The following is an 11,664-nucleotide window of genomic DNA, read 5'->3' on the forward strand; positions in this document are numbered from 1 at the left end:
CATCGGCTGGCTCTGGCACAGAAAGACGCCTTATGCAGCAGCCCCAGAATGGCGTACCCACCAGTCAGCTGCCGCCGCTGCGGTGGCAGAAGAGCCGTCGCAGCAACCCCAGCGGAAACTGCGTCGAGCTGGCCGAGCTCCCGGACGGCGCCGGCATCGCGATGCGCAACTCCCGGCACCCGGAGGGCCCGGCGCTGATCTACACAGTGGACGAGATCACGGCCTTCGTGCTCGGCGCCCGGGACGGGGACTTCGACGACCTGATCGCCTGACCCGTGTCCCGCCCGCGGGACCGATCGGCCGTCCGGACGAGTTCATCTCACTGACGGTCCATGGCATGCTTACACGTCGGCCGGACTGGGGCGTCCGGTCGGCCACAGTCGGCATGCGAAGGACGACCACGTGACGATGGTTCCCGGCGAGGACGGCCCGGCCACCGGGCCGACCGTGCTGCGCATGCTGCTCGGGGCGCAACTGCGGCGGCTCCGCGAGGGCGCCGGGGTCACCCGCGAGGGCGCCGGCTGGGAGATCCGGTCCTCCGAGTCGAAGATCAGCCGGATGGAGCTCGGCCGGGTCGGCTTCAAGGAGCGGGACGTCGCCGACCTGCTCACCCTCTACGGTGTCTCGGCGACCGCCGAGCGTACGGCGCTGCTCAAGCTGGCCCGGGACGCGAACAGCCCCGGCTGGTGGCACCGGTACGGCGACGTGCTGCCCACCTGGTTCCAGTCCTACCTGGGGCTGGAGGCCGCCGCCGCGCTGATCCGGACGTACGAGGTCCAGTTCGTCCCCGGCCTGCTGCAGACCCCCGAGTACGCCCGCGCGGTCATCCTGCTCGGCCACCGCGGCGCCACGCCAGAGGAGATCGACCGGCGGGTGAACCTGCGGGTGGAGCGCCAGGAGCTGCTGCGCCGGACCCGTCCGCCCCAGCTCTGGGCGGTGGTCGACGAGGCCGCGCTGCGCCGGCCGATCGGCGGGCCGGAGGTGATGCGCGGGCAGTTGGACGCGCTGATCGAGGCGACGGCCTCGCCGCACGTCCGGCTTCAGATCGTGCCCTTCGAAGCGGGCGGGCACGCCGCCGCCGGGGGCGCCTTCACCATCCTGCGCTTCGGCGACCAGGACCTCCCGGACATCGTCTACATCGAGCAGTTGACCAGCGCGATCTACCTGGACAAGCGCGAGGACCTCGACTACTACGCGCTGGCCATGGAGCGGCTCTGCGTGGAAGCCGCGCCGCCGGAGCGGACCCCCGAGCTGCTCGGCCAGATCGCCGACGAGCTGTACCCGCGCTGACCGTTCCCGGCTCACCGACCGCGCGCTGGCGCGGGCTTGGCCATTGACCGTCCCCGACGCGTGCGAGTAGTCTCTGGATCGATCCAGACTGAATCGATCCAGAAGGGCGTCGCGGTGAAACCGACCCTGCAGGACGTGGCGAAGGCCGTGGGTGTCTCCCGCAGCACCGTCTCCAACGCCTACAGCCGCCCCGACCAGCTCTCCGCCGCCCTCCGGCGCCGGATCCTCGACGCCGCGCGGCAGCTCGGCTACCCCGGGCCCGACCCGACCGCCCGGTCGCTGCGCCGCGGCTTCGTCGGCGCGATCGGCGTGCTCTTCACCTCCCAGCTGTCATACGCCTTCACCGACCCCTTCGCGGTGCGCTTCCTGGCCGGGCTCAGCGCGGCGGCCGAGCGGCACGGCGCCGCCCTGCTGCTGGTCCCGCTCCCCACCGATTTGGCGCTCGCCCGCGCCGCCGTCGAGAACGCCGCCGTCGACGGCTTCTGCGTCTACTGCGTCGGCGACGAGGAGTGGGCGCTCGACGCCATCCGTGGCCGGGCCCTGCCCTACGTCACCACCGCCGCCGCCGAGGGGGCCGACCCGGCGCACCGCTACGTCGGCATCGACGAGCGCGCCGCCGCCCGCACCGTCGCCGAGCACGTCGCCGCCCTCGGCCACCGGCGGGTGGCCCTCCTCGGCGACACCGTGCTGCCCGACGCCCCACCCGGACCGCTGCGGCTGGCCGGCCCGGCGGACGTCCCGCACCCCACCACCCGGGGCCGGCTCGCCGGCTTCGCCGACGCGTTCGCCGCGCTCGGCGTCGGCTGGTCCGCGCTCACCGTGCTCAACGCCACCGGCAACAGCCGCGCCGCCGGCGCCGCCGCGGTGGCCGCCACGCTCGCCGGCGACGCCCCGCCCACCGCCGTGCTGGCCTGCTCCGACGTGCTCGCCCTCGGGGTCCTCGACGCGCTCGCCGAGGCCGGTCGACGACTTCCGCACCCCGTCTCCGTCACCGGCTTCGACGACATCGCCGAGGCCGCCGCGGCCGGCCTCACCACCGTCCGGCAGCCGGCCGAGGAGAAGGGGCGGATCGCCGCCGAACTCCTCCTGGAGCCGCCGGCCGACCCCGCCGCCGGCCACGTCCTGCTCCGCACCGATCTCGTCGTCCGCACCTCCACCGGTCCTGTCTGAAGGAGCCCACCATGGAACAGCCCACCGGTTACGTCCTCGCCGTCGACGCCGTGACCCGACACGTCAACTCGGCCCGGCCCGACGCGCCGGTCCGCCCCGACCGCCCCCGCCCGGCCCGGCTGACGCTCACCCGGCTGGCCGCCGCCGGTGCGCTGCGCAGGCTCGCCGACCTGATGGAACCCCGGCCGGCGCCCGTGCCGCACACCTGCTCCTGAGTCCCGTCGCGGCCGACCCGCCCGGGTGGCCGGGGCCACCCGGGCGCCAGCCGGATCACCCCATCGGGGGCCAGCCGGTGCCGAACCGGGCACCGGGTTGGGGGCGGCGGCGATCGGCAGGCAGACTGGGGCACCATGTCGCCGTTCACGCCCACGCTGCGGCTGCACGATCGGTACGTCCTGCGCGAGCGCATCGGCCTCGGCGGGATGTCCGAGGTGTGGCGCGCCGATGACGAGGTGCTGCACCGCTCCGTCGCGGTCAAGGCCCTCGCGACGCAGCTCGCCGCCGACCCGCAGCTGCGCGCCACCATCCAGCGCGAGGCCCGGGCCGCGGCCCGGCTCACCCACCCGAACGTCACCCAGGTGTACGACTACGGCGAGGCGACCCTGCCCGACGGGTCGGTTGTGCCGTACCTGGTGATGGAGCTGGTGGAGGGGCACAACCTGGCCGACCGGCTGACCGGTGGCCCGCTGGCCTGGCCGGAGGCCGTCCGGGTGGCCGGTCAGGTCGCCGCCGCCCTCGCGGCCGCGCACCGGATCGGCGTGGTGCACCGGGATGTCAAGCCCGGCAACGTGATGCTCACCGAGACCGGCGCCAAGGTGCTCGACTTCGGCATCGCAACGCTGGCCGGCCCGCGCCACCCGCTCGCCGGCCAGACCGGCGAGCTGATGATGGGCACCCCGGCCTACTTCGCCCCCGAGCGGATGACGCCGGGCCCGGCCAACCCGGCCAGCGACGTCTACGCCCTCGGCGCGCTGCTCTACCGCACCCTCACCGGGCGGGCTCCGCTGCCCGTGCAGACCTGGGAGGACGTGCTCGACGTGCAGGCCCGGCGCCCCCCGGTGCCGCCGCTGCGCGTCCCCGGGCTGCCCGCCGACATCGCCGAACTCACCCTGGCCTGCCTCTCCCCGGACCCGGGCCGCCGGCCCACCGCCGCCCAGCTCGCCACCCGGCTCGGCGCCGGCCAGCCGACCGACCCGCCGACCGCGATCCTGCCCACGGTGACCCGGCCGGAGCACCCGCCGACCCTGATCGAGCGGACGCCGGCCGCCGTCCGCCCGGTGCCACCGGCGGTGCCGCAACGGCCGCCGGCCCGGTCGAACCGGCTGCTCGGCGTGCTGGTCGCCGCCGGTGTCGCGCTGCTGCTCGGGCTGGTCGGCATGCTCGTGTTCACCGATGGGTCGGGGACCCCGCCGGTCGCCGACCGGACCACCGGGGCGCCGGTCGAGGAGCTGGCGGAGTCGTCCGGCCCGGCTGAGCCGGCGACCTCCGAGCCGGCCACCACCACCGCGCCGGCGCCGGTCACTCTGCGTCAGCTCGCGACCACGTTCGCCGCCGTGCTCGCCGACGCGGAGGCCCGGGGCGACATCGACCCGAAGACCGCCGACGACCTGCGGGAGAAGGCCGCCGAGCTGGACCGGGGCAGGCCCAAGGACCGCGCCAAGCGGGTCGCCGAGCTGCGCGAACGCGTCGCCGAGGCGGCCGACGACGAGCGGATCGGCACCGACACCGCCGCCCGGCTGCAGGAGTTGCTGACCGCGTACGCGCAGCTGCGGGGTGGCCGCGGCGACGAGGGCTGAGCCGGCTCAGCCGAGCCGTACCGGGTCGTCGCGCCGGACCGGGCCGGGCCGCAGCACCTGCGCGTACGCCCCGACGCACGGCTGCGCCGCCAGCCCGGCCAGCGGTACCACCCGGTTCAGCCGGGCCGGGGCGCGCAGGGCGTCCGGGACGCGGGGGAGGGCGCCGGCGTTACCCGGACGGTTGGCCGAGCCAGGCGATGGGCTAGGACGCAGGCAGCCGAGGCGCGCAGTTCTTACAAGCGAGGGGTCGCAGGTTCGAAACCTGCCGCGCCCACCACCCCTGACCAGCAGGGGAGCCGATCACATGATCAATTCCCCTGGCTAGTTGTAGCAGCGCATGTAGCAGTGGGGAAACCTCAACCCAACTGATCATCAAGACGCTTCACCGCCGCCCGCATCGCGTCGAGGTTCGTATGGGCGTAGATCTTCAAGGTGACATCCACGTGGGCGTGCCGAGCAATAGCCTGCACCAGGTGCGGCGGCACTCCCAGGTCCAAGAGCAGCGTCACCATGGTGTGCCGCAGGTCGTGTAGCCGAATCGGTCGCCATCAGCTTCACGAGGTTGTACGTCGGTGTCACCATGACCGCGTGTTGGTGTTCACGCGATCACCGACGGGCGAATGGATCCCGTGGCGGGTAGGCCGGCAGCGCCTCGCATGGCGGCCAGTCCCGCGCGCGCCGTGGCGGGCGCCCTGGTACCACTACGAGCCGCTCGGCCCACGAGACCGTGAGCTCTTCGACATGCTGAACGTGGTGAGCGCGCTGCTCGCGACACTGGTGGTGTGGCCGTGGCGCGCCATAACGAACAGGTGGCCAGTGATCGCTTATGTGCCCGACGACCCTGAGGGCAACATTCAAATGCACCGCACTCCACCGATGCGTCGTGCCCAGGCAAAAGCGGTCGCCCGTGACTGGGCCGAACACATCAGGCGGTACGGCGAGCCGCCCGCGCAGTAGCTCGGCCATCGACTAGTGAGCCTGCCGGCGATTCGCCTCCTGCCGGACCGCCTCCGTGAGATCCCGCCAGGTGCCGGCCGAGGTCTTCATCATCCGGTCGACCACCGAACGGGCCGATGCTTCGTCCGAGAAGTCGTGCAAGACTTCCTGCCCTCCGTCGCCACCTAGACGGCCACGGACGCGCCAGAGTCCGCCGTCCGTCAGCAACCAGATGTCGCGCCGGGCCATGCGGCCCCACGACCCGTTCCACCAGCGACCACGTACCTCCACCAGCCGCAGCCTAATCGAACGTACGTACGAACCGCCCGGCTGCCGGCGTGTCTAGTCCCACCTGACGCTTGACAGTGAGGATATTTTCGGCGGCACCGAGTGGGGCCTGACTCGATGCTTGACCGACGCTTCGGCTGTCCTGGATCCGATCTGTCGGCCTGCTTGGTGTCGTTGTCTGTGCACGCGGCCGATCGGGCGTCGTGACCTTATAGCGCCTCTGTGTGTCAAGTCGTCATGGCCGGCCGACGTTTTTGATCTCTCAGGATGTGGCGGTAGATGACGTTCGCCAGGCGTCGTTTCAGGGCGCGGCGGGCTTCGGCAGGGGTCTTGCCCTCGCTGATTTTGCGCAGGTAGTAGGCGCGTCCGGGGCCGGGGTCGCGGGCTTGGCAGACCGCGATGGTGTGCAGCGCGGAGTTGAGTTGGCGGTTGCCTCCGGTGTTGAGACGGTGCCGGTTGCGGTTGCCGCTGGAGGCGTCCAGCGGTGACGTGCCGGTGTAGCTGGCGAAGTGATCGGCGGTCGGGAAGCGGCTGACGTCACCGACGTGGCCGAGGATCTTCGCGGACAACACGACCGCGATGCCGTGGACCTCGGACAGTGTGCTGCCGGTCGCAGCGACCGCATCTTGCTGCGACACCTCGTTGGCTCTGAGCTGGCGGTCGAGGCGGCGGAGGTCAGCCAGGAGGTCGCGGGCGATGTCGCGGCGGCACGCGGCGGTGGCGGTGGTCGGCCGGGTTGCCCGGAGCAGGGCGGCGGCCTTGTCCGCGGACAGCCCGGTGGGGGCGCCGCCGGGGATGAGGTCGCGCAGCATGCCGTGGAGGCGGTTGAGGATTCGAGTGCGTTCGTGGGCCAGGTCGTCGCGGCGTTCGGCTAGCAGTCGCAGGATGGTGCTCTGGTCTTCGGCCGTGACCTGGCGCAGACTGCGGTGGCGCAGGGCGACGTGGGCGACGCTGGACGCGTCGGCGGTGTCGGTCTTGCGGCTGCCGCCGGTGTCCAGCAGACGGGCTCGGGCGGCGAGGGTGGCGGGCACGTCGAGAACGGTCTCGCCGGCGGCGGCCAGTTGTTGGGCGATGCCACGGCCGAGGCCGTTGGCGCCTTCGACGGCGTAGCGGCGCTGCGGCCACCGGTCCGCCCATCGGGTCAGCTGGCCGAAGGTGCCGGCGTTGACGGTGAAGCGTCGGGCGGCCAACTGTTGGCCGGTGGCGTCGACGGCGACGGCGGTCAGTGAGGACTTGTGCGGATCGATTCCGATCGTGATCACGAGGGCTGCTCTCCACGGCAATGGGGTGATGGAGGATCGCCGTGGTGGGCACCCTGACTTGAAGATCGATCGCATGCCTCTGTCGAGCCACGCCACGGCCGGGCGCCGGCCGGCTCGGCACGCTATCAGTGAGCCAACCCAATTAGGTGGCAAGGAGCCTGCGAACCTGCGCCGACCGGCGCCCTGACGCTACGGGCTGCAGACCCAAGCGCCTGCCCCCAGTAGACAAGTCAGGAGCCTGTGCGAGAGGCCCCGTCACTGTCTTGTCCGCCCGCCCGACCGGCGCGTGCCGCCCCCGGTGCGAGCGGAAGGACGGCACAACAAGCATGACCGAACGAGAGGGCAGGGCACAGCACCCTACGGTGGTCGGTGGCGTGGACACCCACGGCGACACCCACCACGCGGCCGTCGTGGATGAGGTCGGCCGGCACTTGGCGGACCACGAGTTTCCGACGACTCCGGCCGGCTACCGCCGGCTGTTGGCGTGGCTGCGCAGCTTCGGCCGCCTCGACCGCGTCGGGGTCGAGGGCACCGGCGCCTACGGCGCGGCGTTGGCGCGGATGCTTGCGCAGGCGGGCGTCACGGTGGTGGAGGTCGACCGGCCCGATCGCAAGGTTCGCCGGTCGAAGGGCAAGTCCGACCCGGTCGACGCCTACGCCGCCGCATGGGCTGCGCTGTCGGGTCGGGCGGCCGGCACGCCCAAGAGCCGCACCGGTCGCATCGAGGCGATCCGCACCCTGCGGGTGACCCGGCGCGGCGCGGTCAAGGCCCGCACCCAGGAGATCAACCAGCTCCGCGCCCTGCTGCTGACCGGCCCCGCCGAGTTGCGCGAACAGCTCCGCGGCCTCGCCACGGCCGCGTTGGTGGGTGCGTGCGCCCGGTTGCGGCCCACCGTCGACCTCGCCGACCCGCGGCAGGCCCTCAAGGCCGCCCTGCGTCGCCTGGCTCGCCGGCACCAACAGCTGTCCGCCGAGATCGCCGAACTCGACGCCGACCTCGCCGCCCTGGTCACCGCCGCCGCGCCCGACCTGCTCGATCTGCCGGGAGTCGGCGTCGAAACCGCCGGGCAACTGCTGACCACCGCCGGCGACAACCCCGAACGGCTGCGCTCCGAGGCGGCGTTTGCTCACCTGTGCGGCGCCGCACCGATCCCGGCGAGCTCCGGACGCACCGATCGGCACCGACTCAACCGCGGCGGCGACCGGTGGGCCAACTGCGCGCTACACACCATCGCCCTATCCCGCCTGCGCTGGCACGAACCGACCCGCGCCTACGCCGCCCGGCGCCGACACCAGGGCCTGTCCACCAAAGAGATCATGCGATGCCTCAAACGCCTCATCGCCCGGCAGGTCCACTACATCATCCGCCGACTTCCGAGCATCAACCAAGCCCTCATGACCACTTGACGATCCATAGGAGCATCGGATCCGTCCCAGCTGATGCTTGTCGTTTGGCCTAGACATTGAGGGCGACCTTGCGGGTTGGCTGGCTTTGAGGTTGCGGCACGGGTTCTCCGGCTTGCTGGCGTGGCCACATCGGGGCCGGGGGGGGGGGGGGGGGGGGGGGGGGGGGGGGGGATCCGGACGATGCCCGGGGCGCCGGGACTCTACTGTCGGAGTCGATCAACGAGGTCGCGGTGACGCGGCTGCGGCACGCCGTCGCCGCCGTCGCCGCCGCCGCCGGCGCGGCCGGTCTCGCCGGTGACGCGTAACCTCAGGGAAGTAGCTGCCGGTTACTCCACGAAGTACGAGTCGTGCTTGTCGAAGAACCTGGCGCGCTCTTCGTCCGTGGCATCGGCCAGCTGCGAAAGCCCCTCAAAATACCCTTCACGCGGTGCTCCGGGAGTGAAGAGCAGAAGCATGTCAGCCGGCGCGTCGGAGTCGTTGCGGAAGGCATGCAGTCCGCCCTGCGGCACATGGAGGAAGTCGCCCTGCTGCGCGTCGATCCACTGTTCGCCGTTGAAAAGACGAACAGTACCGTTGAGGATGAAGAAAGACTCCGAGATGGTCTTGTGGAAATGAGTCTTGGGGCCACCCGCCTTCGCGCTCATCTCGACTCGGAAGAGTCCGTATTCGCCTCGCGTGGTGGTTGTGGTCGCCAGGTAGTGAACGGCGTCCTTACCGGCTGTGCCGACATTCGGGGGAGTGTCCACCGGCCGGAAATTCGCGTTGATCTCGCCGGTATCTCCCGTGTACACCTGCTTGGGGTACGACATGCGAACCATCCCTTCCGTACTGTGGATGCGCGACAACGCGCTGGTGGGGCATGTGCGAACCACGCTCGTGGTCCGACGCAGCACCGGCGCGGCCCGGCCGAGGCTCACCCCGGCCGGGCCGAGCCACCCACGCAGCGCACCACGCTCATCCGGCCCCCTGCCGCGATCGTGCCGGACCGGCATGGCGCCGCGGGCGCAGATCGGGCAGGGCGAATGGCTCAGCGCTCTTCTACCTGAACACGGCGGCGGCCCCCGCGAGCACCCCCGCGAGCCGGCAGGCTGGATGGCGTGACCGGGCTGCCCGGCGCCCAGCCGTCGGCGACGGTGGTGTTCGAGGTCGCCACCGCGCGGCGGGTCGGCGCGCAGCTGCGCTACATCGGCGGCGTGCGCCTGGCCGAGGTGCGGGTGGCGTACGGGATGCACGGCAAGGACCGCCTGATACCGCTGCTCCACGATCGACAACTCCACCAGTGCCAATCCCGGCCTCCCCAGCCCGCGATGTCCGCAACCATCACGCGATGAAGAAGCCGCACATTGATCATGTCAAGCATCTGGTGGGACGCCGGTGTCAAGCATCTCCCGTGACGGGACACCGCCCGGCTGCCGGCGATGTCGAGTCTCAGGACGTCCGTGACAGAACAGTCTCGGGACGTGGGTGACACTTCCGGCTAACCAGGTGGTGAGGGAGGCTCGGGTGGGCGTCCTCTGGCACGGGCTGCGTCGGATACGGCGACTGCGGCTAGGACGAGGGCAGCGGCGGCGGCGACCAGCACGGGCGGCAGGAGGATCGTTGCCGGGGAGATGGCGGCGAGTACGAGGATCCCGGCTACGCGGTTTCGGGACACTCGGCCGAACACCTCGTACTCGAGGATGGCGCGTCCGGCGAGGAACAGTGCGGGTCCGCCGAGGATGACGGCGGCCCATGCTGGGGGTGTGTGTTCGAGCGGGTGGTCGATGATGAGCTCGTCGCCGACGGAGATCGCGACGATGCCGGCGATCATGACCGGGTGGGCGTAGAACGCTGACACGGCAACGCGGGACGGATCAGGGGCTGCGGCGACGGCCTCGTCCAGCACCTCTCCGGCACGGTGGATGTAGATCCGCCACAGCAGCACCGTGGTCGTGAATGCCACCGCGGCCGCCGCGCTGCGGTCCGCCTCGAAGCCGTCGCTGGTGAACGCCAGCCCCGTCGTCAGGATCAGCTCGCCGAGCGCGATGATGAAGAACTGCCGATACCGCTCGGCCAGGTACTCGCCAGAGACCGATAAGTCGACCGCACTGGCGCGGCCCAGCCTCGGCGTGGGCCAGCGGAATCTGATCGCCGCATAGTCCACAGCCACGGCGAGTGCCCATAGCACCCCACGCGGCCAACCCTGCACGACGCCGCCCGCGAGCCACGGCACCGCCGACACGCCGTACCAGAACAGCTCCCGTATCTCGAGACGCTGCCGCTTGTCGCCCCGCGTCACGATCACGAGGAAGAGGCTGCGACCGATCTGGACGGCGACGTACGCGCCGGCGAAGAGCAGGCCATGTTCGCCGAACGCCTTGGGCGTCGCGGCCGCCAGCACCATACTGCCGAACATGCATCCGATGACCAGCACCGGTATCGCCGGCCGCCGCGAGTCGAACCTGTCGCTTATCACCGCCGTCGCGGTCCAGACCCGCCACATGGCGAGCAGCAGCAGCAGCGTCTGGAAGGCCCCGCTCCAGTTCAGATGCTCCAGCAGCCCTTGCGAGAGCCGGAAGAGCGCGAAGACGAACACCAGGTCGAGGAACAGGTCCAAGAACGTCGCCCGGTGCCCCCCCGGTCCCCGCACCAGCCGGGCGGCGCCACTCGTCATATATTCGCCCCGTTTCCGCCGCTTCTGTCAGCCTCTGAAACAGTCGTACCACCCCGCAGCGCTGGTGGATGTTGGATGTGCTGCTGCGGCCTGAGGTTGAACGGCCTCGCCCGGGGCGGGCGACGGTAGCGGGGGATCAGGTCCTTCCAGCCGTCGCTGCCGGTTCTGATCAGCTCATCGACCTCGGCCAGGCGTCCGGCCAGTGCCACGGTGGCGGAGTGTCACTCAGGTCCTGATACCGATGTGTCACGCAGGTCCCGAGACCGGACACCCGGCTGCCGGCGATGTCGGGCTCCAGTTGATGCGTGACGGATCGGTGTCAGATGTTGGGTGACACGTCCGGCTAGACGATCTTCAGGAAGGGTCTTCTCGGTTTGGATCAAAGGTAGTCGAAGTAGCGGGTCCACCATGGGTCGTCGGGGGCCAAGGTGCCGCCGGGGCCGTCGTAGCGCTTCCAGAGGGGGCCTTCGGGGATGAGGGTGTAGCCGAGGTCGTCGAGGGCCGTGCGGATTCGGGTGGTGTCGTTGGGGTGCAGCACCTGTGCGGCTTCCTCGTCGTCCCAGACGCCGGGGTTTTCGAGGGCCAGGACGGCCAGGTCGCCGAAGTTGCTGATGACGATCACGAGCTGCTCACCGGTGGCTGTGGCTGCGGCGGGGATGTCGATGCGGCCGTGAAAGCTGGCGTCTTGCACCTCTCGGTCGACGAGACATTGGCCGCCGAAGTCGCGGTCGAGTCGTTCGGCCAGTTGGTTGAACCGTGCCCTGGCTCGGCGGTGGTTGTAGTTCGCGGGGAACTCGAGGTGGTCGGGGTCGTCGAGGGAGCGCAGCAGCTGCCAGAGCTGGGCGTCGTCGGCAGGCATCCGG

General features: G+C 71.2%; 14 protein-coding genes. 8 read left to right on the top strand and 6 right to left on the bottom strand.

The genetic code is table 11. The annotated features are described in order from the left end of the window. Positions 1 to 32: 32 nt before the first annotated feature. From EV384_RS17895 to EV384_RS17915, 5 genes are all read left to right on the top strand, one after another. Positions 33 to 272, top strand: a complete 240-nt coding sequence (locus EV384_RS17895; RefSeq protein ID WP_130334845.1) for a DUF397 domain-containing protein — start codon at positions 33 to 35, stop codon at positions 270 to 272. A gap of 184 nt (positions 273 to 456) precedes the next feature. Next, positions 457 to 1,290 carry a helix-turn-helix domain-containing protein gene (locus tag EV384_RS17900; protein WP_423202966.1) on the top strand — a complete coding sequence of 278 codons (834 nt, stop codon included), beginning with the start codon at positions 457 to 459 and terminating at the stop codon, positions 1,288 to 1,290. Between the two features lie 114 nt (positions 1,291 to 1,404). Continuing rightward, entirely contained in the window at positions 1,405 to 2,460 is a 1,056-nt protein-coding gene (locus tag EV384_RS17905; RefSeq protein WP_130334849.1) for a LacI family DNA-binding transcriptional regulator, read from the top strand. 11 nt (positions 2,461 to 2,471) lie between these two features. Next, positions 2,472 to 2,675, top strand: a complete 204-nt coding sequence (locus EV384_RS17910) for a hypothetical protein (protein ID WP_130334851.1) — start codon at positions 2,472 to 2,474, stop codon at positions 2,673 to 2,675. 135 nt (positions 2,676 to 2,810) lie between these two features. Beyond that, entirely contained in the window at positions 2,811 to 4,256 is a 1,446-nt protein-coding gene (locus tag EV384_RS17915) for a serine/threonine-protein kinase (protein WP_130334853.1), read from the top strand. Positions 4,257 to 4,612: 356 nt separating this feature from the next. Here EV384_RS17915 and EV384_RS17920 read toward each other — a convergent pair whose 3' ends face one another. Continuing rightward, entirely contained in the window at positions 4,613 to 4,795 is a 183-nt protein-coding gene (locus tag EV384_RS17920) for a tyrosine-type recombinase/integrase (protein WP_278045678.1), read from the bottom strand. Positions 4,796 to 4,997: 202 nt separating this feature from the next. On the opposite strand from EV384_RS17920, the gene EV384_RS17925 reads away from it, so the two are divergent. Further along, positions 4,998 to 5,213: a hypothetical protein gene (locus tag EV384_RS17925; RefSeq protein WP_130334857.1), complete on the top strand. Its 216-nt coding sequence runs from the start codon at positions 4,998 to 5,000 to the stop codon at positions 5,211 to 5,213. 12 nt (positions 5,214 to 5,225) lie between these two features. Here EV384_RS17925 and EV384_RS17930 read toward each other — a convergent pair whose 3' ends face one another. Next, positions 5,226 to 5,483 carry a hypothetical protein gene (locus EV384_RS17930; protein ID WP_130334859.1) on the bottom strand — a complete coding sequence of 86 codons (258 nt, stop codon included), beginning with the start codon at positions 5,481 to 5,483 and terminating at the stop codon, positions 5,226 to 5,228. A 224-nt stretch (positions 5,484 to 5,707) separates the two neighbouring features. After that, on the bottom strand, positions 5,708 to 6,838 hold the full coding sequence (locus EV384_RS17935; protein ID WP_242624130.1) for an IS110 family RNA-guided transposase: 1,131 nt from the start codon (positions 6,836 to 6,838) through the stop codon (positions 5,708 to 5,710). 230 nt (positions 6,839 to 7,068) lie between these two features. Between EV384_RS17935 and EV384_RS17940 the strand changes: the two genes are divergently transcribed. Beyond that, positions 7,069 to 8,148 (top strand): IS110 family RNA-guided transposase, encoded by a 1,080-nt coding sequence (locus EV384_RS17940; RefSeq protein WP_130334861.1) that lies wholly within the window; start codon positions 7,069 to 7,071, stop codon positions 8,146 to 8,148. A 326-nt stretch (positions 8,149 to 8,474) separates the two neighbouring features. On the opposite strand, the gene EV384_RS17950 is transcribed toward EV384_RS17940, so the two are convergent. After that, positions 8,475 to 8,957 carry a cupin domain-containing protein gene (locus tag EV384_RS17950; RefSeq protein ID WP_130334863.1) on the bottom strand — a complete coding sequence of 161 codons (483 nt, stop codon included), beginning with the start codon at positions 8,955 to 8,957 and terminating at the stop codon, positions 8,475 to 8,477. Positions 8,958 to 9,245: 288 nt separating this feature from the next. Between EV384_RS17950 and EV384_RS17955 the strand changes: the two genes are divergently transcribed. Then, complete coding sequence (locus EV384_RS17955; protein WP_130334865.1) at positions 9,246 to 9,479, top strand: hypothetical protein; 234 nt, start codon at positions 9,246 to 9,248, stop codon at positions 9,477 to 9,479. Between the two features lie 146 nt (positions 9,480 to 9,625). Here EV384_RS17955 and EV384_RS17960 read toward each other — a convergent pair whose 3' ends face one another. Then, a complete protein-coding gene (locus tag EV384_RS17960) occupies positions 9,626 to 10,744 on the bottom strand; it encodes a low temperature requirement protein A (RefSeq protein ID WP_242624131.1) in 1,119 nt (372 codons plus the stop codon). A gap of 436 nt (positions 10,745 to 11,180) precedes the next feature. Then, a complete protein-coding gene (locus EV384_RS17965; RefSeq protein WP_130334869.1) occupies positions 11,181 to 11,660 on the bottom strand; it encodes a hypothetical protein in 480 nt (159 codons plus the stop codon). Positions 11,661 to 11,664: the final 4 nt, after the last annotated feature.

The sequence above is a fragment of the Micromonospora kangleipakensis genome (genome assembly GCF_004217615.1).
In the GTDB taxonomy this organism is placed as follows: Bacteria; Actinomycetota; Actinomycetes; order Mycobacteriales; family Micromonosporaceae; genus Micromonospora; species Micromonospora kangleipakensis.